Origin of the sequence: Kitasatospora sp. NPDC093102 (genome assembly GCF_040683915.1) — a bacterium.
Lineage (GTDB): Bacteria > Actinomycetota > Actinomycetes > Streptomycetales > Streptomycetaceae > Kitasatospora.
In genome coordinates this window covers 25,749-48,367 of sequence record NZ_JBFBFA010000028.1, presented here as the reverse complement: position 1 = coordinate 48,367, position 22,619 = coordinate 25,749, and the positions used below count along the sequence as shown (strand labels likewise).

General features: G+C 73.7%; 19 protein-coding genes and 3 tRNA genes. 3 read left to right on the top strand and 19 right to left on the bottom strand.

The genetic code is table 11. The annotated features are described in order from the left end of the window. Nucleotides 1-58: 58 nt before the first annotated feature. The 5 genes from AB0O11_RS27465 to AB0O11_RS27445 all read right to left on the bottom strand — a co-directional run bounded on the left by AB0O11_RS27465 (nucleotide 59) and on the right by AB0O11_RS27445 (nucleotide 7,591). Entirely contained in the window at nucleotides 59-883 is an 825-nt protein-coding gene (locus AB0O11_RS27465; protein WP_363392119.1) for a hypothetical protein, read from the bottom strand. 324 nt (nucleotides 884-1,207) lie between these two features. Next, on the bottom strand, nucleotides 1,208-4,096 hold the full coding sequence (leuS, locus tag AB0O11_RS27460) for a leucine--tRNA ligase (RefSeq protein WP_363392117.1): 2,889 nt from the start codon (nucleotides 4,094-4,096) through the stop codon (nucleotides 1,208-1,210). Between the two features lie 311 nt (nucleotides 4,097-4,407). Then, nucleotides 4,408-5,703 carry a hypothetical protein gene (locus AB0O11_RS27455; RefSeq protein WP_363392115.1) on the bottom strand — a complete coding sequence of 432 codons (1,296 nt, stop codon included), beginning with the start codon at nucleotides 5,701-5,703 and terminating at the stop codon, nucleotides 4,408-4,410. Between the two features lie 98 nt (nucleotides 5,704-5,801). Continuing rightward, nucleotides 5,802-5,874: transfer RNA gene (locus tag AB0O11_RS27450), tRNA-Ala, on the bottom strand. Nucleotides 5,875-6,151: 277 nt separating this feature from the next. Then, nucleotides 6,152-7,591, bottom strand: a complete 1,440-nt coding sequence (locus AB0O11_RS27445) for an MFS transporter (protein WP_363392114.1) — start codon at nucleotides 7,589-7,591, stop codon at nucleotides 6,152-6,154. A 102-nt stretch (nucleotides 7,592-7,693) separates the two neighbouring features. Between AB0O11_RS27445 and AB0O11_RS27440 the strand changes: the two genes are divergently transcribed. Continuing rightward, nucleotides 7,694-8,593 carry a helix-turn-helix transcriptional regulator gene (locus AB0O11_RS27440; RefSeq protein WP_363392112.1) on the top strand — a complete coding sequence of 300 codons (900 nt, stop codon included), beginning with the start codon at nucleotides 7,694-7,696 and terminating at the stop codon, nucleotides 8,591-8,593. Between the two features lie 84 nt (nucleotides 8,594-8,677). Here AB0O11_RS27440 and AB0O11_RS27435 read toward each other — a convergent pair. The 8 genes from AB0O11_RS27435 to AB0O11_RS27400 form a co-directional block, all read right to left on the bottom strand. Then, a tRNA-Ala gene (locus AB0O11_RS27435) sits at nucleotides 8,678-8,750 on the bottom strand. Nucleotides 8,751-8,793: 43 nt separating this feature from the next. Further along, a tRNA-Ala gene (locus tag AB0O11_RS27430) sits at nucleotides 8,794-8,866 on the bottom strand. Between the two features lie 164 nt (nucleotides 8,867-9,030). Beyond that, nucleotides 9,031-9,681: a histidine phosphatase family protein gene (locus tag AB0O11_RS27425; protein WP_363392182.1), complete on the bottom strand. Its 651-nt coding sequence runs from the start codon at nucleotides 9,679-9,681 to the stop codon at nucleotides 9,031-9,033. Next, nucleotides 9,678-10,136 carry a ribosome silencing factor gene (gene rsfS / locus AB0O11_RS27420; RefSeq protein WP_224284631.1) on the bottom strand — a complete coding sequence of 153 codons (459 nt, stop codon included), beginning with the start codon at nucleotides 10,134-10,136 and terminating at the stop codon, nucleotides 9,678-9,680. The genes AB0O11_RS27425 and rsfS overlap by 4 nt, the downstream gene beginning before the upstream one ends. Before the next feature lie 212 nt (nucleotides 10,137-10,348). Further along, complete coding sequence (locus AB0O11_RS27415) at nucleotides 10,349-12,154, bottom strand: LytR C-terminal domain-containing protein (RefSeq protein WP_363392110.1); 1,806 nt, start codon at nucleotides 12,152-12,154, stop codon at nucleotides 10,349-10,351. Nucleotides 12,155-12,168: 14 nt separating this feature from the next. After that, on the bottom strand, nucleotides 12,169-12,801 hold the full coding sequence (gene nadD / locus AB0O11_RS27410; RefSeq protein ID WP_363392108.1) for a nicotinate-nucleotide adenylyltransferase: 633 nt from the start codon (nucleotides 12,799-12,801) through the stop codon (nucleotides 12,169-12,171). A gap of 145 nt (nucleotides 12,802-12,946) precedes the next feature. Next, a complete protein-coding gene (locus AB0O11_RS27405) occupies nucleotides 12,947-13,102 on the bottom strand; it encodes a hypothetical protein (protein ID WP_224284513.1) in 156 nt (51 codons plus the stop codon). 178 nt (nucleotides 13,103-13,280) lie between these two features. Beyond that, a complete protein-coding gene (locus tag AB0O11_RS27400; RefSeq protein WP_188295498.1) occupies nucleotides 13,281-13,427 on the bottom strand; it encodes a hypothetical protein in 147 nt (48 codons plus the stop codon). A 260-nt stretch (nucleotides 13,428-13,687) separates the two neighbouring features. Between AB0O11_RS27400 and AB0O11_RS27395 the strand changes: the two genes are divergently transcribed. Then, nucleotides 13,688-14,773 carry a M48 family metallopeptidase gene (locus AB0O11_RS27395; protein WP_363392105.1) on the top strand — a complete coding sequence of 362 codons (1,086 nt, stop codon included), beginning with the start codon at nucleotides 13,688-13,690 and terminating at the stop codon, nucleotides 14,771-14,773. A gap of 75 nt (nucleotides 14,774-14,848) precedes the next feature. Here the strand turns inward: AB0O11_RS27395 and AB0O11_RS27390 are convergent, their stop codons facing one another. The 5 genes from AB0O11_RS27390 to proB all read right to left on the bottom strand — a co-directional run bounded on the left by AB0O11_RS27390 (nucleotide 14,849) and on the right by proB (nucleotide 19,976). After that, complete coding sequence (locus AB0O11_RS27390) at nucleotides 14,849-15,910, bottom strand: hypothetical protein (RefSeq protein WP_363392103.1); 1,062 nt, start codon at nucleotides 15,908-15,910, stop codon at nucleotides 14,849-14,851. 96 nt (nucleotides 15,911-16,006) lie between these two features. Continuing rightward, entirely contained in the window at nucleotides 16,007-16,591 is a 585-nt protein-coding gene (locus AB0O11_RS27385; protein WP_363392102.1) for a hypothetical protein, read from the bottom strand. Nucleotides 16,592-16,680: 89 nt separating this feature from the next. Then, entirely contained in the window at nucleotides 16,681-18,003 is a 1,323-nt protein-coding gene (locus AB0O11_RS27380; protein WP_363392100.1) for a glutamate-5-semialdehyde dehydrogenase, read from the bottom strand. Between the two features lie 91 nt (nucleotides 18,004-18,094). After that, on the bottom strand, nucleotides 18,095-18,619 hold the full coding sequence (locus AB0O11_RS27375; protein WP_363392098.1) for a hypothetical protein: 525 nt from the start codon (nucleotides 18,617-18,619) through the stop codon (nucleotides 18,095-18,097). Nucleotides 18,620-18,839: 220 nt separating this feature from the next. Beyond that, a complete protein-coding gene (gene proB / locus AB0O11_RS27370; RefSeq protein ID WP_363392096.1) occupies nucleotides 18,840-19,976 on the bottom strand; it encodes a glutamate 5-kinase in 1,137 nt (378 codons plus the stop codon). A gap of 308 nt (nucleotides 19,977-20,284) precedes the next feature. Here proB and AB0O11_RS27365 point away from each other — a divergent pair, with 308 nt between their 5' ends. Beyond that, on the top strand, nucleotides 20,285-21,034 hold the full coding sequence (locus tag AB0O11_RS27365) for a hypothetical protein (protein WP_363392095.1): 750 nt from the start codon (nucleotides 20,285-20,287) through the stop codon (nucleotides 21,032-21,034). A gap of 79 nt (nucleotides 21,035-21,113) precedes the next feature. On the opposite strand, the gene obgE is transcribed toward AB0O11_RS27365, so the two are convergent. Continuing rightward, nucleotides 21,114-22,592, bottom strand: coding sequence for a GTPase ObgE (obgE, locus tag AB0O11_RS27360; protein ID WP_363392093.1), 1,479 nt, complete (start codon nucleotides 22,590-22,592; stop codon nucleotides 21,114-21,116). Between the last annotated feature and the right edge of the window lie 27 nt (nucleotides 22,593-22,619).

Here is a 22,619-nt window from a genome sequence, read left to right as displayed (position 1 = left end):
GGGAGGACAGCGCCCGGTCCGGGCACCGGCCGAAGGCCTCGTGCCGCGCCTTACCGGCTCAGCCCGCCGAGGGCCCCGCCGAGGGCTTGCGCAGCCGCTGCGCCAGCTTGGTCAGCGGATCGGCCAGCCCGAGCAGCTCCTCCGCACCCGGACGCCCCTTCCCGTCGGTCAGCCCGGCCCGAGCCGCACCCCCGGCCGCCCCCGCCGAACCGGCAGAACCCGAAGCACCCGAAACACCCCCGGCCGAAGCGCCCCCGCGACCCGTCGCCCCGCCCGAGGAGCCCCCCGACGAACCCGACGAACCCGCCGAACCGGAGGAAGCACTCCCCGCAGCGTCCCAGTGCCGCAGCGCCCCCGCCTCGCTCTCGCACTCCTGGCTCAGCCGGCTCAGCTCGTCGTCCGCGAACCGGTGCATCCGGTCCTGCGCCGCCCAGCGCATGGTCTCCGCCGAGTGCGTGATCCGCTCCGCCCGCTCGCGCAGCTCCGGCAGCTTGGCGGCGATCCGCGCGGTGTCCGGCTCGCGCTCCAGCATCCGCAGTTCGCCGTCGAGCTCGGCGGCGTGCGCGTCGAGCCGGCGGAGCAGGGCGAGCGACTCGCCGAGCTGGCCGTCCTGGGCGAGGCCGCCCTCCAGCACCTGCCGGGTGCCGTCGAGCGAGGTCCGCAGGCCCAGCCGGACGGAGGCGATCTGCGCGGGCGGGCCGATCCTGGTGTACGTCTTCGCCTTGAGGGTGGCGGTCTCCACGGCGCGCCGGGCGTTGGCCTCGTGCTTCTCGATCTTCTTGCCGACGGCCTTGGCGGCCTTGACCGTACCGACCACGGCCAGGACCATCACCGCGACCCCGAAGAGCAGGACCAATCCGATCACCACGCCGAACACGTCCATCGCGCGCCACCTTCCGCCGTCGTTCCGACCGCCACCGGGCCCAACGCGGGCCGCATCGCCGTGGGTTCCACGGTAGCCGCCGGAGTCCGCCCGAGGGCAGCCCGAGCAGCCCTGACGGACGGAGATCAGGGTCAGATCCGGGATCTCCCCGAGGTCCCTCGAACCCCAACCCCCCACGTACCCCCGGCCTCGCCCCCGCCGCCGCACCCTCACCCTCGCTGCCACGCCCCCACCCCCGCTGCCACGCCTGCTGCCACCCCCGCAAACGCCGGGCGGGCGCCCCGAAGGACGCCCGCCCGATCACTCCCGCAGCAGCGGCCGCACTCAGCCGGTGACGATGTTCACCAGCTTCGGCGCCCGCGCGATCACCTTCCGCACCTCGGCCCCGCCGATCGCCGCGACGACCACCGGCTCCGCCAGCGCCAGCGCCTCCAGCTCGGCGTCCGAGATGCCCGGCGCGACCTCCAGCCGCGCCTTGACCTTGCCCTTGATCTGGACCACGCAGGTCACCGTCTCGTCCACCACGTACGCCGGGTCGGCGACCGGGTAGTCGGTGTGCGCCAGCGACTCGCCGTGGCCCAGTCGGCGCCACAGCTCCTCGGCGATGTGCGGGGCCAGCGGCGCGACCATCAGCACCAGCTGCTCGGCCACCGTCCGCGGCGTGGAGCCGCGCTTGACCAGGTAGTTGTTCAGCTCGATGGCCTTGGCGACGGCCGTGTTGAAGCGCAGCCCGGCCATGTCGCCGCGGATGCCGTCGATCGCCTTGTGCAGGGCGCGCAGCGTCGCCTCGTCCGGCTCCTCCTCGGTGACGACCAGCTCGCCGGTGGCCTCCGAGACGACGTTGCGCCACAGGCGCTGCAGGAAGCGGTACGAGCCGACGACGGCGCGGGTGTCCCACGGACGGGAGACGTCCAGCGGGCCCATCGACATCTCGTACAGGCGCAGCGTGTCGGCGCCGTACTCGTCGGCGATGTCGTCCGGCGCGACGGCGTTCTTCAGGGACTTGCCCATCTTCCCGGCCTCGCGCTTGACCGGCTCGCCCTGCCAGAAGTACTGGCCGTCGCGCTCCTCGACCTCGGCGGCGGGCACCGGGAAGCCGCGCTCGTCGCGGTAGACGTCGGCGGTGATCATGCCCTGGTTGAACAGCTTGTGGAACGGCTCGACGGACGAGACGTGGCCCAGGTCGTGCAGCACCTTGTGCCAGAAGCGCGCGTACAGCAGGTGCAGCACAGCGTGCTCGGCGCCACCGACGTACAGGTCGGCGCCGCCGGCCGGCTTGTTCTCCGTCGGGCCCAGCCAGTACTTCTCGTTGGCCGGGTCGACGACCGCCGCGGAGTTCGACGGGTCGACGTAGCGCAGCTCGTACCAGCAGGAGCCGGCCCAGTTGGGCATGGTGTTGGTCTCGCGGCGGTACTTCTTGACGCCGTCGCCCAGGTCCAGTTCGACGTTGACCCAGGCCTCGTTGCGCGACAGCGGGGTCTCCGGCGAGGAGCCGGCGTCGTACGCGTCGTAGGTGCGCGGCGAGTAGTCGTCGACCTCGGGGACCTCGACCGGCAGCATCGACTCGGGCAGCGCGTGCATGACGCCGTCCTCGTCGTAGACGATCGGGAAGGGCTCGCCCCAGTACCGCTGGCGGCTGAACAGCCAGTCGCGCAGGCGGTAGTTGACGGTGCCCTCGCCGATGCCGCGCTCGGTCAGCCAGGCGGTGACGGCGGCCTTGGCGTCGACGACGCTCAGCCCGTTCAGCGACAGGTCGCCTTCGGAGCGGGCGGAGTTGACGATGACGGAGTCGTAGGTGTCGAACGCGTCGTCCCACTCGGCCGGGTCGAAGCCGCGCCCGTCGGTGGGCTCGACGACGCAGCGCATCGGCAGCGCGAAGGCGCGGGCGAAGGCGAAGTCGCGGTGGTCGTGGGCGGGGACGGCCATGATGGCGCCGGTGCCGTAGCCCATCAGCACGTAGTCGGCGATGAACACCGGGACGGACTCGCCGCTGACCGGGTTGACGGCGTGGGCGCCGGTGAAGACGCCGGTCTTGACCTTGGCCTCGACCTGCCGCTCGACGTCCGACTTGGCGGCGGCCGCGGCCCGGTAGGCGGCGACGGCCTCGGCGGGGGTGGCGGCGCCGCCGGTCCACTCGGCGGGCACGCCCTCGGGCCAGGCGGCGGGGACGATCGAGTCGACCAGGCCGTGCTCGGGGGCCAGCACCATGTAGGTGGCGCCGAACAGGGTGTCGGGGCGGGTGGTGAAGACGGTGATCTTCTCGTCACCGGGGGCCGCGAAGTCGACCCGGGCGCCCTCGGAGCGGCCGATCCAGTTGCGCTGCTGCAGCTTGATGGCCTCGGGCCAGTCCAGCAGGTCCAGGTCCTCGATCAGCCGGTCCGAGTACGCGGTGATGCGCATCATCCACTGGCGCAGGTTGGACTTGAAGACCGGGAAGTTGCCGCGCTCGGAGCGGCCGTCCGCGGTGACCTCCTCGTTGGCCAGCACGGTGCCCAGGCCCGGGCACCAGTTGACCGGCACCTCCTTGGCGTAGGCCAGGCGGTACTCGCCCAGGACCTCGTCGCGCTCGGCGACGGACAGCCCGGCCCAGTCGCGCCCGCCCGGGACCTCACGCGCGCCGGACTCGAACTCGGCGACCAGCTCGGCGATCGGGCGGGCCTTGCGGGCGTCCCCGTCGTACCAGGAGTTGAAGATCTGCAGGAAGATCCACTGGGTCCAGCGGTAGTAGTCCGGGTCGATCGTGGAGATCGAGCGGCGCGGGTCGTGGCCCAGGCCCAGCCGGCGCAGCTGCTGGCGCATGTTGGCGATGTTGGCCTCGGTGGAGACCCGCGGGTGGGTGCCGGTCTGCACCGCGTACTGCTCGGCGGGCAGGCCGAAGGCGTCGTAGCCCAGCGTGTGCAGCACGTTGTGGCCGGTCATCCGCTGGTAGCGGGCGAAGACGTCGGTGGCGATGTAGCCCAGCGGGTGGCCGACGTGCAGGCCCGCGCCCGAGGGGTACGGGAACATGTCCATGATGAAGCTGTGCGGCTTCGCGGCGACGTCGCCGGCCGCCGGGTCGGCCAGCGCACCGGTGGGGTTGGGGGCGTGGAAGGTGCCCTCCTTCTCCCAGATGTCCTGCCAGCGGGACTCGATCTCGGCCGCCAGCGCGGCGCTGTACCGGAACGGCTCGGTCGCGGTCTCGGCCGCGCCGGACGCAGGGGTCGTCTCGCTCATGGTCCTTCAAGCTCCATCGATGTCAGTTGGCGAACCGCGCAGGCGCCCGGCCCGTGGACCCGGCCCGGGACGGGGTCGGGGGCGGAAAACAAAAAATCCCCTCGCAGGAGGGGACGCCACGCCGACTCCGGCACCGCCCGGGGGCGCAGCCGGTCCTGGTCAGCGCGGCCGGCTAAGGAGCAGGCGCACGGTTCGCATGGGCTCAGGGTACCGCAAGCGGGTCGGCGCGCTCCCGGGTGTACCGCCCGGGAGCGCGCCCGCACCGGCGGCGACAAGGCGGCCTCCCCGGGCGGTGGGATCCCGAGACCCCCTCAGCGCGCCGCCGCCCTCCCCGCCGCGTCGAACTCCCGCAGCGCCTTCGCCAGCCGCTCGGACTGCATCCCCGCCGCGAGCGAGCGTGCCAGCGCCGCGGTGCGGGCCGCCTCCCGCTGGTCGCCGAGCCTGCGGTGGGCCTCGGCGAGGCGCACCATCAGCAGTGCCTTGGAGCGGGCCCGCCCCGGCCCGAGCCCGGCCACGGCCTCGGCGAGGAGCACCTTCGCCAGCCGGTGCTGGCCGAGCGCCAGCCGCCCCTCCCCCACCATCCCGGCGAGGCCGGCCCGGGCCTCCTCGGCGCCGGGCAGGCCGTCCAGCTCGGCGAAGGCCCGGGCGGCGGCGGTCTCGGCCCGTTCGGCCTCGCCCCGGCGGCCGTACGCGCGGGCGAGCCGGCCGTACTGGCGGGCCCGGGCGGTGGGGCTGAGTGCGGTGCCGTGGGTGTCCAGGGCCCTGGCGAGCGCGGAGACGGCGTCCAGCCCGCGCCCGCCGGTGCCCTGGGTGGCGAGCACGACCAGCGCGCCGAGCACCGCGACCCCGAGCCGGGGGTCGCCGCTGACGTGGGCGGCGCGCAGTGCGGCGACGAAGGCGCGCTGGGCGGCCGCGTCGTGGCCGAGGTCGTACGCGGCCCAGCCGGCCAGCCGGGCGAGTCTGCTGGCCGTGCCGTACAGCTCGCGGCCGAGCCGTTCGTCGTACGCGCCGAGCTCCAGCAGCTTGGCCAGCATGGCGAGTTCGGCCCGGACGGGGCCGAGGACGAGGCCGCCGCCGCAGGCCCGTTCGAGCTTCTGCTTGCTGCGGTAGGACAGGCCGAGTTCGCCGACCAGCCCGGGTTCGACGCGCAGCGCGCCCTCCCCGCCGCCGACGGGCGGTGGCGGGGAGTCGAGGCGGGCGGCGGCCTGGTCGAGGTCGGCGCTGCGGAACAGGTCGGTGAGGCGGACCGGGCCGGCGTCGGTGGCCGCCTCGCGCAGTGCGGTCTGGGCGGTGTCGGCGGTCCACGGGTCGGTGAGCAGCCGGGGTGAGAGGATCTTGGCGCCGCGGTGGCCGCCCATCCGGCCCCAGAGCTGTTCGTAGGTGACGGCGATGCCGAGGGTGCGGCTGAGCACCTCGCAGACCGCCTGGTCGTGCGGGCTGCGCGGCACCATGCCGCGGTCACGCCACTTGTACGGGGCGGTGGAGCTGATGGCGAGGCCCGGCGGCAGGGCGAGGCTCACCTCGCGGGCGAGCCGTTCCGGACTCCAGCCGAGCTGGTGGAGTATCCGGGCCAGTTCCTCGTTCCGCCTTCGCTCCAGATCGGCCATGGCACGACGGTAGCGGGATTCCGGGCTCTCCGACCGGTGGCACGGGCAGAACGGCGAAGAGCCGCTTCCCGTTTCCGGGAGGCGGCTCTCGACTTCTGTGGAGCTATGGGGAATTGAACCCCAGACCTCTTGCATGCCATGCAAGCGCTCTACCAACTGAGCTATAGCCCCTTGACCTGCGATGTCACCGTGGTTCCCGGTTGTTTCCGGCCGTTTCCCTCGGCGACATCGACTACTTTACACGGTCCGGGGCGTGCTCCAGAAATCCGTTTCCCGAGGTCCGCACCACACGCCCCGGGAGCCCCACGTCCCGAGCTCCGGGGGCCCGCCTCCGGCGCCCCGGGCGTACGCCTCCCGCCCGGGGGCGCGCGGCGATCAGGCGGGCGCCCCACCACAGCCCCACCACCGCGCCGCCACCGCCCCGCTCCGGCCCTCCGCTCCGGCCCCGCTACCGCGCCGCCCGCCGGCTGCGCGCCGCGAAGCCCGCGGCGGCCAGCACCGCGGCGGCCGCGGCCAGCAGGGTGGTCCGCAGCGCGCCCCCCGACTCGGCGGCCGGCGCCGGCAGGTCGACCTGGCCGAGGAACACCGAGCCCAGCACCGCGACACCGATCACCTGGCCGAGCTGGATGACCGTCACCATCACGCCACTGGCGTCGGCCGCGTCCTCGGGCTCCACCCCCGCGAGCGCCCGGGCGAACAGCGGCGCGTACGCGCAGCCGGCGGCCAGGCCGAGCGCGGCCATCTCCACCAGCGGACCGGCGCCGACCTCCGCCCCGCCGCCGAGCATCAGTCCGAGCAGCAGGTAGGCGCCGGAGAGCAGCGCCCCGGCGAGCGCCGGCAGGGCCCGGTGCAGCCGTCCGGGCAGCCGGTGCCAGTGCATGCTGGACAGGCCGAAGCCGACCGCGAAGGGCGCCGAGCAGAGCCCGGCCTTCAGCGCGCTGTGGCCGAGCGCGGCCTGCTGGTGCAGGGCTAAGGCGAACATGAAACCCGCGAAGGCCGCCATGATCGAGAACAGTCCGGCGGCCGCGGGGCGCAGCCCGGGGGCGCGCAGCACCCGCCCGGAGATCAGCGGCTGTCCGCCGCGCCGGGCGATCCGGCGTTCGACGGCCACGAACAGGCCGAACAGCAGCACGCCGGCCGCGATCATCGCCCAGCCCCAGGCGGGCCGGCCCAGCTCGTGGCCGAGGACGAGCGGGATCACCAGCAGGCCGAGGGCCGCGCCGAGCACCACCAGGCCGGGGAGGTCGAAGCCGCGGGTGGCGTCGCCGGGCAGACGGGGCAGCAACCGGGCGCCGGCCGCGAGCAGCAGCACGCCGATCGGCACGTTGACCAGGAACACCGGCCGCCAGCCGCTGCCGAACAGGTCGGCGCTGACCAGGAGGCCGCCGAGCACCTGGCCGAGCGCCACGCCGCCGGCCAGCACCGCGGAGTAGAGGCCGAGCGCCCGGGTGCGGGCGGAGCCGGTGAAGGTGCGCTGGACCAGGCTCATCACCTGGGGCACCATCAGGGCCGAGCCGGCGCCCTGGATCAACCGGAAGGCGATCAGCCAGCCCGTGGCCGGGGCGAGGCCGCAGGCCAGCGAGGCGGCGGTGAAGACGGCCAGGCCGAGCTGGAAGAGCCGGCTGTAGCCGTAGCGGGCGCCGAGCCGGGCGCCGGTGATGAGCAGCACGGCGTAGGCGATGGTGTAGCCGGCGATGACCAGCTGGAGGGCGGCGCCGGAGGCGCCCAGGTCGGTTCGGATGCTGGGGACCGCGACGTTGACGATGGAGCCGTCGAGCACGGCCATGAACTGCCCGCACAGGACGAGCGCAAGGAGCAGTCCGGGCCGTACCGCCGGGGTCTCGGTGGTGCCTGCGGCCACGCGGGGCCGAATCTGAAGGTCCGCCATGGCCGCCAGCCTGGCCCCGTACCGGTACTGGTGGTTAGAGCCTGCCGATCCTGGTACTGGCAGCACCTGTATCGGCGGCCCGGGCTGCGGCACCATGAGGCCATGACCGTCCTGGAGGAACTGCCCACCGCGGCCGGCGGGCGCGACCGCCGCCGCACCGAGCTGGCCCGTTTCCTGAAGGCCTGCCGGGCGCGGGTCACCCCCGAGGACGTCGGGCTGCCGCCGGGGCTGCGCCGCCGTACGCCGGGGCTGCGCCGCGAGGAGGTCGCGCAGCTCGCCGGGGTCGGGGTCACCTGGTACACGTGGCTGGAGCAGGGCAGGCCGATCAACGCCAGTGAGCAGGTGCTGCTGGCGGTGGCCCGGGCGCTGCGGCTGGACGGCACCGAGCACGAGCACCTGTTCCGGCTGGCCGGGGTGTCCGCCTCGGCGCGGGCGCTGCCTGCCGTGCCGGAGCTGTCGCCGTCGATCCAGGTGATCCTGGACTCGCTGGCGCCGCTGCCGGCAGCGGTCTCCAACACCCGGTTCGACGTGCTGAGCTTCAACGGCCCGTACCGCTCGCTGTTCGGCGCCGACCGGATGCGCCCGTCGCGCGGGGTGGTGTTCAACAGTCTCTGGTGCATGCTGACCGCCCCGCCGTGCTGCAACCCCTGCGAGAACCGGGAGGAGACCCTGCCGCGGATGGTGGCGGTGCTGCGCTCGGCATACGGCAAGCACGTGGGCGAGCCTGCCTGGGAGGAGCACGTGCAGCGGATGTCGGCGCGCAGCGAGCTGTTCCGGCAGCTGTGGGACCGCCAGGAGGTCGCGCCGCCGGAGGCCTGGCTGCGGGTGTTCCGCCACCCGGAGGTCGGGGTGCTGCGGCTGAACGCCACCTACCTGACGATGCCGGGCGTACCGGAGTGCTACATCGTGGTGTACGTGCCGGCCGGCCCGGCGGACCGGGAGCGGGTCGAGCGGCTCGGCTCGCTGCCGCCGGGCGGCTGGACCCACACCTGCGAGGCCTGAGGCCGGAGCCCGCTCGACGGAACGGCGGGCATCCGAAATGCCGGAAGGCCGCCGCCCCTTGGGCGACGGCCTTCCGAACTGCTGTGGAGCTATGGGGAATTGAACCCCAGACCTCTTGCATGCCATGCAAGCGCTCTACCAACTGAGCTATAGCCCCGCGACACGGGCGACCCTGGCTGACCACGACCGCCGATGCGGAGTGGAGCTATGGGGAATTGAACCCCAGACCTCTTGCATGCCATGCAAGCGCTCTACCAACTGAGCTATAGCCCCGCACTCACCGGATCTCCCGCTTCCCTTCCGGGCCGCGTTCCTTCCCTGCGAACGAGGAAGACTCTAGCTGGTCAGGGCCGGAACTGCGAAATCCGCTCCCGCCGGCCTCCCGCCGAGGGCCCCGAGAGGCCCCCGGCGCCCGGTGCCGCCCGCGCCGGGACCGCTCAGGTGTCGTCGCCGATGACCGGCTGCGGCAGCGTGCCCGCGTTGTGCTCCAGCAGGCGCCAGCCGCGCGTGCCGTGGCCGAGCACCGACCAGCAGCAGTTGGACAGCCCGCCGAAGCGCTCCCACTGGGCCGGCTCCAGGCCGAGCAGCCGCCCGAGCATGGTGCGGATCGTCCCGCCGTGGCTGACCACCACCAGCGTGCCGTTCTCGGGGAGCTTGCCGACGGCCTCCAGGACCACCGGCACCGAGCGGTCGGCGACCTCGGTGGCCAGCTCGCCGCCACCGCCGCGCCGCACCGGATCGCCGGCCGCCCAGGCCTCGTACTCCTCCGGGAAGCGCTCGCGGATCTCGGCGTTGGTCAGGCCCTGCCAGGAGCCCGCGAAGGTCTCCCGCAGGCCCTCGTGGTGCTGCACGTCGAGCCCGGTGACCTCGGCCAGCTCCGCGGCGGTGCGCCGGGCGCGCTTGAGGTCCGAGGAGATCAGCAGGTCGGGACGGAGCCCGGAGAGCAGCCGGGCCGCCCGCTGGGCCTGCAGGACGCCCTGCCCGGTCAGCTCGATGTCCGTGGTGCCCTGGAAGCGGGATTCGAGGTTCCAGGACGTCTGGCCGTGCCGCCAGAAGACGATGCGCCGGCCCCGCGCACCCCGGCTCAGTGCAGGTCCTCGGGCTTGCCGAAGTCGTCGGCGGGGGCGACGGCGTTGCCGGCCTCGTCGGTGTGGGCGTCCGGGCGGTTGCGCGAGGCCAGGGCGTCCTCGGGCAGCGGCAGCTCGGGGCAGTCCTTCCAGAGCCGGTCCAGCGAGTAGAAGGAGCGCTCCTCGGAGTGCTGGACGTGCACGACGATGTCCAGGTAGTCGAGCAGGATCCAGCGGCCCTCGCGCTCGCCCTCGCGGCGCACCGGCTTGATGTCCAGCTGCTCGCGCAGCTGGTCCTCGATCTCCTCGGCGATCGAGCGGACCTGGCGGTCGTTGTTCGCGGAGGCGATCAGGAAGGCGTCGGTGATCGACAGCACCTCGCTGACGTCGAAGGCGATGATGTTGTGCGCGAGCTTGTCGGCCGCCGCCTGCGCGGCGACGGTGATGAGCTGCTGGCTGTGGTCGGTGACGGTCACGGTGTTCTTCCGGCTCGGCGGCTTGGGGCGCCCCGGCGCGCGGCCGGGGTCGCCTTCCAGGATCTCACGCCGCCCGGGCGGGCCCGGAACCGTTTTCCGGGCCCCGGGCCGCCGCCGGGCACCGGGCGTCTCCCGCCCCGGCCCCGGCCGTCACCTGCCCCGGCCCCGGCCCGCCACCCGACCCGGGCCGCCACCGGGCCCGGGCCACCGCCCTACTGGCTCTTCGGCGGCTGATAGTCCTTGCCGAGCACGACCAGCAGGTCCGCGTTCTGGGTGTCGCCGGTCACCTTCTTCACCGCCGTGTCCGGCAGGCCGAGGCTGGTCGCCAGCGACTTCGCCGCGCCCTGCCGGGCGTCGTCGGTGTAGCGGATCTCACTGGCGGCCTGCGGGGCGGCCTTGGCGCCGCCCGGGATGAACGTCAGACCGGAGTTGACGATCTGGACCTGCGCGGCGGCGGCCGCCGCGTCGCTGCCACTGGAGTCCTGGAGCGCGACCCGGGCCGGGGCGTCTCCGGCCGCCGCGGACTTCACGGTGCCGCCCAGCACGTCCTTGACCTGCTTGCCCGCGGTCGCCTCGTCCAGGCTGCCGTCCGGCTTGACGGTCAGCGCGGTGGTGCCGAAGTGGCCGTCCTTCGCCTGCTGGGCGAGCTGGGCGAGCACCCCGGCGAGGGCGTCCTCGGGCAGCGAGGGGTCGAGCACCGCGTTCATCCGGTGCACGTCGTCCTTGGCGTCCTTGAACTCGGTGGGCATGGTGCGCACCACCGCGTCCATGACCTGCCCGAACCGGGCCAGCTGGGCGTCCCGGTTCTCGCCGGGGTTCTGCAGTGTGGCGTACGCGACCGCGGCCTTGCCGCTGAGCAGGGTGTTCTTCGCAGCCGCGGACAGCAGCTTGCCGTCCGGCTTGTTGCCCTCGTGGGTCTCGGCGTTGGTGTCCACCCGGACGCCGCCGAGCTGGGAGACCAGCAGTTCCAGGTACGGGGTGTCCAGCCGCCAGGTGCCGGCCACCGGGGCGCCGAGCACGGTGGACAGGCCTTCGCGGGTCGCCGAGGCGCCGATGCCGTCCATGGACTGGCCGATCGTGGTGACCGGCGGGTCGCCCGGACCGGGCAGCCGCAGGTTGTCGGGCAGCAGCAGCACCGTGCCCTTCTTCCCGGAGGCGTCGTTGACCAGCAGCGCGCTGGACACCTTGCCCTGGAGGTCGCGCAGGTGGACGACGTTGACCTGGCGCCCGCCGGCGGCGGTGGCCGCGGTCGGCTTGCCGCCGGTGAGGAGGAGGTACCCGCCGACGCCGCCGGCCGCGAGCGCCACCACCACACCGAGGCCGATCAGCCGGTTGCGCAGCTTGCGCCGGCGCTCGGCGCGCACCTCGCTGCGGGACTCGGCGAACTTCAGCCAGTCGATGACGTCCTCGGTCTCCTCCGCCTCCTCGTCGACGAAGGTGAACTCGCCGGTGGTGTAGCTGTCCTTGGGCGCCTTGCTCCCGGCCTTCCCGGTCCGCGCCCCGGCGACCTGCTCGGACGGCGGCTCGGCCTTGGCCGGCACCGGCTCCGTGGCGGGCCGGGGCACCCGCGGACGCGGCGGCGCGACGACGGGGGCCGCTGCGGCAGCGGCGGCGGAAGGCGCAGCAGCCTCGGCCGTCGCCGACGACGGCGTCTGCGGCTCGACGGCCTGGTACGGCTGCTGCTGGTAGCCCTGGTAGCCCTGCTGCTGGTAGCCGTACGGGTCCTGCCCGTACACCGGCTGCCCGTACTGGTCGTACTGCTGCTGCTCGTACGACTGCGACTGCTGCTGCGGGAACTGCCCGCTCTGGCCGCCCTGCTGGTACCCGTCGTACCCCTGGTAGCCCTGCTGCTGGTAGCCGTACGGGTCCTGCCCGTACACCGGCTGCCCGTACTGGTCGTACTGCTGCTGCTCGTACGACTGCGGCTCCTGCTGCGGGTGCTGGTAGCCCTGGTACGGCTGCTGGTACTGCCCGGTGGACCAGTCCTCCGGCCGCCGGCCGTCGCTGCGATCAGTCATGCACCGCTCCTGGATCAGTCCCCGCGCGGCGCGTACAGCGCCCGCTTGTCGATGTAGCGGACCACGCCGTCCGGGACGAGGTACCAGACCGGCTCGCCCTTGGCGACCCGGTTGCGGCAGTCCGTGGAGGAGATGGCCAGCGCCGGGACCTCCACCAGGGAGACCCCGCCCACCGGAAGCCCGGCGTCCGACAGAGTGTGCCCCGGGCGAGTGCATCCGATGAAGTGGGCCAGCGAGAAGAGTTCGTCGGAGTCGCGCCAGGAGAGGATCTGGGCGAGCGCGTCGGCGCCGGTGATGAAGAAGAGGTCGGCGTCCGGGTGCAGGGCGTGCAGGTCCCGCAGGGTGTCGACGGTGTAGGTCGGGCCCTCGCGGTCGATGTCGATCCGGCTGACCGAGAACTGCGGGTTCTCGGCGGTCGCGATGACCGTCATCAGGTAGCGGTCCTCGGCCGGGGTGACGTGACGGTCGCTCTTCTGCCACGGCTGCCCGGTCGGCACGAAGATCACTTCGTCCAGGTGGAACGCGCTCGCGACCTCACTGGCGGCGACGAGGTGGCCGTGGTGGATCGGGTCGAAGGTGCCGCCCATCACGCCGAGGCGCTTCTTCACCGGTTCCGGTCCGCCGGGACTCCCGGCCTGCTCTCCCATGCCGCCACACCTTACGCGACACCCGTTACGGTGCGGGAACGGCCGGGTGGCGGTCCCCCGCAGACCGCGTGAGGGTTGTCCGCAGATGCGTGAGGGAGCGGCCGGCCGGTGGCCGGACGCTCCCCGAGCGGTCCCGGAATCCGGCTCAGCGGTCCCGGTTGAAACGGGTGGTGATGAAGAGCAGGAGCAGCAGGATGACCAGCGCGGCGCCACCGGTCAGGGCCGGGTTCAGACTGTCGTGGTTGCCCCCCTCGCCCTCGGCGAGGAGGTTCAGAACGGGGAGTGCGGCAGCAGTGCTCATGGTCGGCGGGACCTTCTCGGCTCGATGAACGGACCTGGGGGTTGTTCCGGGCCGGTGAGGGCCCACCCGTCATCGTACGGGGGGTTACACGGCAACCGCTCGGCGGCCCACCGCCGCTGACCGGGCGTGAGCGCGAGCCCGGGGAAGGGGCCGGAAGAGGGCCGGGGAAGGCCCTGGCCTAGTTGTTCTTGAAGGCGCGCGCCATGATCCAGACCAGCAGGCCGATGCCCACGAAGGACGCGACCACGATGATCCGGAGGAACAGGCCGGGGCCGGACTCGTCGGAGATGGGCGCGGCCAGGCTGACAAGCGTGTCGGTGGACATCTGCGGGGCTCCTCGAACTGCTCGGTACCGCGGCCGGGTCCGGTCTCGGTCATCCAGGCCTCAGGGTAAACCGGCCTCACACCGGCGCCGCCCACCGACCCCGGCGAGGTGCCCGCCGCCCGCGCGGCGACCCACCCGTACGCCGGGTCCGGGGACGAGTACGCAACCACGCACGTTGCACAGGCAGTCGTTGCAGGCGAAGACCAGCGGGGGGCGGGCCAGTGGGCCGCAACCGCCGTCGACCAGGAGGGATCCAGACCATGACCGACACGACCGCGAAGACCCCGAGCCGCCGCCGCGAGCGCTTCCCCGGGATCTCCACCCGGGCCTGGGAACACCCGGCGGACCGCTCCGCCCTGGTCGCTCTGCGCAAGCTGACCGGCTTCGACGACATCCTGAAGAAGCTCGCCGGCCTGGTCTCCGAGCGGGCGATCCGGCTGATGTTCCTGGCCACCGCCGTGAAGACCTCCGAGCGCCAGTTCCCCGAGCTGCACGACATGGTGCGCGACGCCGCCTACGTGCTCGACCTGGAGCAGGTCCCCGACCTGTACGTCACCCAGGACCCGACGGTCAACGCGTACTGCATCGGCATCGACACCCCGGTCATCGTGATCACCAGCGGTCTGGTCGAGCTGCTCGACGAGGAGGAGCTGCGCTCGGTCATCGGCCACGAGGTCGGCCACGCGATGTCCGGCCACGCCGTCTACCGGACGATGCTGATGATCCTCACCAACATCGCCACCCGGATCGCCTGGGTGCCGCTCGGCAACCTGGCGATCACCGCGATCATCACCGCGCTCAAGGAGTGGTTCCGCAAGGCGGAGCTGTCCAGCGACCGGGCCGGCCTGCTCGCCGGGCAGGACCTCCAGGCGTCCATGCGGGCCCTGATGAAGCTGGCCGGCGGCCACAACCTGGCCGAGATGAACGTCGACGCCTTCCTGGAGCAGGCCGAGGAGTACGAGAAGGCCGGCGACCTGCGCGACGGCGTGCTCAAGGTGCTCCAGCTGCTGCCGCAGACCCACCCCTTCGCGGTGGTCCGGGTCGCCCAGCTGAAGAAGTGGGCGGAGAGCGACGACTACCGCTCGATCCTGGCCGGCGCCTACCCGCGCCGCTCCGACGACCCGGACACCTCGGTCACCGAGCAGTGGAAGGCCGCCGCCGAGCACTACACCACCTCGGTCAAGGAGAGCAAGGACCCGCTGATGGGCCTGCTCCGGGACGTCGCCGGCGGCGCCGCGACCGTCGGCGGCAAGCTCCGCGACACCTTCACCGGCAACGGGAACCGCAACGGCTCCTCGGGCAGCGGCTCCTCGGACAGCAGTTCCTCGGGCAGCGGCGGCAACTGACCCGCCCGGTCCGCGACGGCGGCCGGTGTCCCGCCCGGGGCACCGGCCGCCGCACCGTTCCACGGCCCGGGCGCCTCAGCCGCCCGCCAGCACCCCGCACACCTGCCAGCCCGGCCGGGCGTGGTTGCCGGGGTCGACCGGCGTCGGCGGCGCGACCACCGTGCCCTGCGCGGTGGCCAGCACCGGCTGCAGGAAGCCCGCCATCGAGGTGCCGCAGGGCTCCGGCCCGGCCTGCACCACCGAGTCCACCAGCCGCAGCTGCGCCGAGGCCAGGTCGACCCGGTCGAACTCGAAGGTCAGCTGCCGCCGCACGGTCTCCAGGCTGACCGGCGCTCCGGCCGCGGCGCCGGCCGGCTTCAGCGCGTAGACGAAGGTGTGGTCGGTGGTGATCTGCAGGGTCCCGCTGTCCGCCTCGTCGATCCGCATCGCGCCGGCCACCTTCACGGTGTTCGAGGCCAGCGCGACCTGCGCCGGGTCGAAGCGGACCATCCAGCCGGTGACCGCGTGGTGCCGGTCGTCCACCGGCTGCGCCACGCTCGCGTCGAACTCCGCCTGCTCACCGGGCGTGACGAAGGCCCGTACGTCCGCGGTGGCGCCCTGGACCAGCGTGGCCGGGGACAGCGAGGAGGCGACCAGGTAGCGCTGGACGGTGTCGAGCGCCTTGGCCACCTCGACCCGGCTGAAGTGCCCGGTGGCGGCCCCGGTCGGGGTGTTCAGCCCGATCGTGCCCTCCCCGTACCCGGGCGGCAGCACGGCGAACGGGTTCGCCGGGTCGGCGACCGGGTGGACGGCCGAAGCCGGGCTCAACGCGACCAGGCTGACGGTCAGTTGGCTTCCCTCGGGCCGTACCGCAGTCCCCCTCGGCGAGCTCACCCCGAAGTACACCGCAGCCCCGAAGGCGAGCAGGATGAGCAGCAGCAGAGCGAACGCCTGGCGCGGGACGGTGCCCAGCAGACCGAACCGCCCCCGCGGCCGGGTGGCCTTGCCGAAGGAGCCCGCCAGCCGCTCCCGGGCGGACAGTTCCTGGATGCGGGCAGCCCTCACGAACGATTCGTCGAACACGACGGACCGGAATTCGTCCTCGTTGCCGGAACCGCCCTCGGGCGTACCCTCCGGAGGCTCTCGCGGGTCACCCACACCACCAGGGTAGGCGGACACCGGCGCCGCCACGAGGGTCAGGGCGCACATTCCCGGGAACGCTCCGTGACCACTGCCCCGGGGCGTGCGCCCGCGCTAACCGGCGGGCGCAGTGGCCACCATCGGGGGCTCGGCCGGTGTCTGCCCCGGGTCGACCCCGGCGCTGCTGCTGCCGGACCCGGGGGGCCGGGGCGAGCCCGAGGAGCCGCCCACGCCCTGGTAGACCGCCGCGACCGCAACCGCCACCAGGCTCACACCCATGATCACGGCGAGCACCCAGGCCACCGGCCGGTGCCAGCGCTGCTGGGCCACGTACCGCCCGCGGGCGCGCACCGGGTCGTAGCCGCGCCGCCACCGCCGCCGGACCCGGCGGTCGGCCGACCGGCCCGGCCCCGACCAGGGATCGGGGTAGAGGTGGTCCGCGTCGAGTCCGCTCGGGTACGGGCGCAGCTCCAGCGGCAGCCCCTCCCCGGCCGGGACGTCACGACCCCAGCCCGGGCCCGCGGTGTCCGGCTCGAACCGGGCCTCGGCGGCGGCGAGTTGCCGCTCCTTGGCGGTCGGCTCGTGCACGGCGGCGGACCGGACGAAGGCCTCATCGAAGACCACGGTGGCGAACTCGTCGTCCGCACCACCGTGGTCGGCGCCGTCGGGGTACGGGAAGCCCCCCACATCCTCAGCCACGGATTCAGCGTATTACCGGCCGGGCGATTTGTCTGTGGCTCCTGGCAGTTGGTCCGTCGCACGTGTGACGGCCGCCCCGCGCACCGCGTTCAGCGGGCGTCCGCACCCCCGCCGACGGTCTGCGTGGACTCGCCCCGGACGTGCCCGTCACCGGTGACGATGTACTTGGTGCTGGTCAGCTCGGGCAGGCCCATCGGGCCGCGGGCGTGCAGCTTCTGGGTGGAGATGCCGATCTCCGCGCCGAAGCCGAACTCGCCGCCGTCGGTGAAGCGGGTGGAGGCGTTGACGGCCACCGTGGTGGAGTCCACCAGCCGGGTGAAGCGGCGGGCGGCGGCCTGCGAGGTGGTGACGATCGCCTCGGTGTGGCCGGAGGACCAGCGGCGGATGTGCTCGACGGCGGCGTCCAGCGAGGGCACCACGGCGGCGGCCAGGTCCAGCGAGAGGTACTCGGCGCCCCAGTCCTCGTCGGTGGCCGGCACCACGGTGGCCGGACCGCCCTCTGCGGCCTTCCGCACCGCCTCGTCGCCGTGCACGGTCACCCCGGCCTCGGCGAGCGCCGCCAGCGCGAGCGGCAGGAAGGCGTCCGCGACGTCCTGGTGGACCAGCAGCGTCTCGGCCGCGTTGCAGACGCTGACCCGCTGCGCCTTGGAGTTCAGCAGGATGCCGACGGCCATCGCCAGGTCGGTCTCGGCGTCCACGTAGACGTGGCAGTTGCCGGTGCCGGTCTCGATCACCGGGACGGTCGAGCCCTCGACCACGGTGCGGATCAGCGAGGCGCCGCCGCGCGGGATCAGCACGTCCACGTAGCCGCGCGCGCGCATCAGCTCCTGCACCGAGTCCCGGCTCTCCCCCGGCACCAGCTGGACCGCGTCGGCAGGCAGCCCGGCCGCGGCAACGGCGTCGCGCACCACGGCGACCAGCGCGGTGTTGGAGCGGTAGGCCGAGGCGGAGCCGCGCAGCAGCACCGCGTTGCCGGACTTGAGGCAGAGCGCGGCGGCGTCCGCGGTGACGTTCGGACGGGCCTCGTAGATGATGCCGACCACGCCGAGCGGCACCCGGACCTGCCGCACGTCCAGGCCGTTGGGCAGGGTGTAGCCGCGCACCACCTCGCCGACCGGGTCGGGCAGGCCGGCCACGTCGCGCACGTCGGAGGCGATCGCGGCGATCCGCTCGTCGGTCAGGGTCAGCCGGTCGATCACCGACTCGGCGGTGCCGGCCGCCCGGGCCCGCTCCACGTCCTCGGCGTTGGCCGCGACGATCTCGGCACTGCGGGCCACCAGGGCGTCCGCGACCGCCAGCAGCGCGGCGTCCTTCGCGCCGCGCGGCAGCGGGGCGAGCACGGCGGCGGCCTGCCTGGCTCGGCGCGCTACGGCGAGGACGGGGCTGTCGGCGGTGGCGAGGTCGCTGGTCATGCCGCCAAGGGTAGCGACTGCCCCCGTCCCGCCCGGACGGCATTTCGCCCGGTGAGACGCCGCCCCGACGACCCCGGCCCGTCAGGACGGCTCAGTACGGGTGCACGCCGCCCAGGTGCGGCGGCGGATCGCCGAAGCCCTCCGCCACCCGTTTGTGGTACGTCGTCCGGTCGACCACCTCCAGCCCGACGATCTCCCAGGGCGGCAGGTTCGCGGTGACCTTGTGCTCGCCCCACAGCCTCAGCGCGATGGCCGCCGCGTCGTGCAGGTCCCGGGCCTGTTCCCAGTAGCGGATCTCGGCGTGGTCGGCCGCGTAGCGGGCGGTCAGGAAGAACGCGTGGTCGTGTGCCAGCTGCTCCAGTGAGGCGCGCAACGAGGACAGCGGGGTGACCTGCCCGGCCACGCTCAGCACCACGTGCCACAGCCTCGCCTGCTCGGGCACGGTGGGCGGCTGGGCCGCCCGGTCGCGTTCGGGCCGCAGCCTGCGCACCCCGCCGGGCCTCTGCGGCGGCGGACCGGCCGGCTCGGCGGGGCCGTCCCCGCGTCCGCCGTCGATGCTGGTCAGCCGCCGGCCCGCCGTCCCTGCGGTCAGCGCTGCCTCGCGCCTGCGTTCCACCGGCGGCCTCCTGTTCGGCGATGTCGTGTCGTCCCCACCGGCCCCGTCGGCCCTCGGCCGACCGGTACGGCTGCGCCCCTCCTCGCCCGTGGCCGGGCCGCTCCCGGTACGGAGCGGCCCGCCGTCCGCGCTGCGCCGATCGGCCGGTGCCGGCCCCTGGGGCCTGTCTCATGGGTCCTTGCCAGGCCCGCCAAAACCCATGCGACAGGCCCCGGGCCGGTCAGCCGCGCAGAACGACCAGGTCGTCGCGGTGGACGACCTCGCGCTCGTACGCGGCGCCGAACTCCTGGGCCAGGTCGCGGGTGGACCGGCCGAGCAGGCGGGGCAACTCCCTCGCATCAAAGTTGACCAGTCCGCGAGCCACGATGTGGCCGTTTTCGGCAAGAAGGTCCACCGGATCACCCGCGGCGAACTCCCCGTCGACCCTGGTGACCCCGGCCGGCAGCAGCGAGGCGCCGCCGGAGACGACCGCCTGGACGGCGCCCGCGTCCAGGTGCAGCGCCCCGCGCGGGCTGCTCGCGTGGGCCAGCCAGAGCATCCGGTCCGAGGTCCGGCTGCCGGTGCGCAGGAAGAGCGTGCCGGTGGGCCGGCCGGCCAGCGCGTCGGCGGCCTGGCTGGCGGCGGTGAGCACCACCGGGATGCCCGCGCCGGTGGCGATCCGGGCCGCCTCGACCTTGGTGACCATGCCGCCGGTGCCGACCCCGGCCCTGCCGGCGCTGCCGATCTCGATGCCGTCGAGGTCCTGCGGGCCGCGCACCTCGGCGATCCGGCTGGTGCCGGGGCGGGACGGGTCGCCGTCGTACAGGCCGTCCACGTCGGAGAGCAGCACCAGCAGGTCGGCCCGGACCAGGTGGGCGACCAGGGCGGCGAGCCGGTCGTTGTCACCGAACTTGATTTCGGCGGTGGCGACGGTGTCGTTCTCGTTGACGATCGGCATCGCGCCCATCGCCAGCAGCTGGTCCAGGGTGCGGTAGGCGTTGCGGTAGTGGGCACGCCGGCTGGCGTCCTCGGCGGTGAGCAGCACCTGGCCGACCCGGATGCCGTACCGGGCGAAGGAGGCGGTGTAGCGGGCGACCAGCAGGCCCTGGCCGACGCTGGCGGCGGCCTGCTGACGGGCCAGGTCCTTGGGCCGCCCGTCCAGGCCAAGCGGGGCGAGCCCGGCGGCGATGGCGCCGGAGGAGACGAGCACGACCTCCGGGGCGTCGGGGCGGTTGCGTACCTTGGCGAGCGCGTCCACCAGGGCGTCGACGCGGTCGGCGTCCAGGCCGCCGGCCGCCGTGGTCAGGGAGGAGGAGCCGACCTTGACGACGATCCGCCGCGCGGTCAGCACCTCCTCCCGCAGAGAGTCCTCGCTCATCTCGCTGTACGCCCTTCCGGTGTGGTGCGGGTGCGACGGGGCCCGGGCCCGGCCGTCACCCCCGAAATCTACGCGATCGGCGCAGGTCACCCGCGGGCTGTTTCACCGGCTGGACCCGGGCCGGTCACGGGCTCGCACAGACCGTCCGCCCATTCGAATGGTTGGTATGCTGCCTGACTGCAAGCCAGCTCGGGGGACGGCTTCCTGCCCGCTGGACCCATGTCGACCCCTCCTGTCACGACGGGCGGCGCCGCACTGGGCAGAGGCCGGCAACGGTCGCGGCCGTGCGCCCAGGAGAAAAGCGCACCATGAGTTCGTACACCACCAAGCTGGCCGTCGCCGTGCTCGCGGCGGCCACCGCCCTGTCGCTCACGGCCTGCGGGTCGGACAACGCGGGCACCCCGGCCGGTACCGGCGGCACCACCGGCGCGGCTCCGGCCCAGACCGGTGCGGCCCCGGGGGCCACCGCCGGGGGTGCGGCCGCCGGCGGCTCGGCCGACGGTTCGACCGCGGCCCCGTCGGACGCGGCGACCGGCGGTGCGGCGGGCGGTGCCGGTACGGCCGACGCCTCGGGCGGCGACACCGGGGCCGAGCCCGTCCCGACGGCCGCCACCAGCGTGAGGATCGGTCAGCCCGCCACCGTGGACTTCGCCGACAAGACCGCCAAGGCCACCATCAAGCTGGAGATCACCGTCACCGGCGTCGAGGCCGGTTCGGTGCAGGACTTCACCGCCGCCAAGCTCAGCGTCGGCGACCTGGGAGGCCACACCCCGATGTACGTCAGCTACACCATCAAGAACCTCGGGGACGCCAGCATCTCCTCCACCGTCCCGGACCTTCACTTCGTGCTCTTCGACACCACGGGCAAGAAGGGCCGCAACGTCTTCAGCGCCGCCGCCCCGCTGCCCAAGTGCACCGGCGCGAAGTTCCAGGGCATGGCCAAGGGCACCGAGGTCAAGGGCTGCACCATCATCACCACCCCCGGCAAAACCCCGGCCGTCGTCGGCTACGCCGACATGGTCGACCGGAGCAAGCTCCAGGCCTCCTGGACCAAGTGACACCCCCGTCGCCGCCGAGCACGCGAACGGCCCCCGCCACCTGTCGAGGTGGCGGGGGCCGTTCGCATCAGAGCGCCGCTCAGTGGTCCTCGTCGTCGCCCTCGATGGCGGCCTGGCGGCCGCTGGACAGCGCCTCGAAGGCGAGGAACTCGGCCTCGGCCGCGTCCCGGCCCTTCTGCTTCTCGCGGCGGCGGTCGACCGCCGGGCGCTGGGTCTCCATGCGGTGGTCCTCACCGCGGCGGCCGAGCATCTCGGCGCCGGCGGCCATGGTCGGCTCCCAGTCGAAGACGACGGCGTTCTCCTCGGGGCCGATGATGACGGTGTCACCCTCGTGCGCCCCGACCTTCCACAGCTGCTCCTCGACGCCGAGGCGGGCCAGCCGGTCGGCGAGGTAGCCGACGGCCTCGTCATTGGCGAAGTCGGTCTGGCGGACCCAGCGCTCCGGCTTGGCGCCGCGGATGCGGTAGGCGCCGTCCTCCTCGGTGATGGTGAAGCCCGCGTCGTCGACGGCCTTGGGCCGCAGCACGATCCGGGTGGACTCCTCGGCCGGCTTGGCGGCGCGTGCCTCGGCGACGATCCCGGCCATCGCGAAGCTCAGCTCGCGCAGGCCCTTGCGGGAGGCGGCGGAGACCTCGAACACCCGGTAGCCGCGCTCCTCCAGGGAGGCGCGGGTCAGGTCGGCGATGTCCTGGCCGTCCGGGACATCCACCTTGTTGAGCGCGACCAGGCGCGGGCGGTCGTCCAGGCCGCCGTACTCGGCGAGTTCGGCCTCGATGGTCTCCAGGTCGGTCAGCGGGTCACGGCCGGGCTCCAGGGTGGCGCAGTCCAGCACGTGCACCAGCACCGAGCAGCGCTCCACGTGCCGCAGGAACTCCAGGCCCAGGCCGCGGCCCTGGCTGGCACCCGGGATCAGGCCGGGCACGTCGGCGACGGTGTAGACGACGTCACCCGCGGTGACCACGCCGAGGTTGGGGATCAGGGTGGTGAACGGGTAGTCCGCGATCTTCGGCTTGGCGGCGGAGAGCACCGAGATCAGCGAGGACTTGCCGGCGCTCGGGTACCCCACCAGGGCCACGTCGGCGACGGACTTGAGCTCCATCACGATGTCGCGGGCCTCGCCGGGCTCGCCGAGCAGCGCGAAGCCGGGCGCCTTGCGGCGGGCCGAGGCCAGCGCGGCGTTGCCGAGGCCGCCGCGGCCGCCCTGGGCGGCGACGAAGCTGGTGCCGTGCCCGACCAGGTCGGCCAGCACGTTGCCCTTGCGGTCCAGCACCACGGTGCCGTCCGGCACCAGCAGGACGAGGTTCTCGCCGTCCGCGCCGGTGCGGTGGCCGCCCGCGCCCGGCTTGCCGTTGGTGGCCTTGCGCTTGGGCGAGTGGTGGTATTCGAGCAGGGTGGTGACCTGCGAGTCCACGGTGAGGATGACGCTGCCGCCCTCACCGCCGTTGCCGCCGTCCGGCCCGCCGAGCGGCTTGAACTTCTCGCGGTGCACGGAGGCGCAGCCGTGGCCCCCGTTACCCGCGGCGACGTGAAGTTCGACGCGGTCCACGAAGGTGGTCATGGGGTGTGCCTCCAGTGCGCGAGAGTC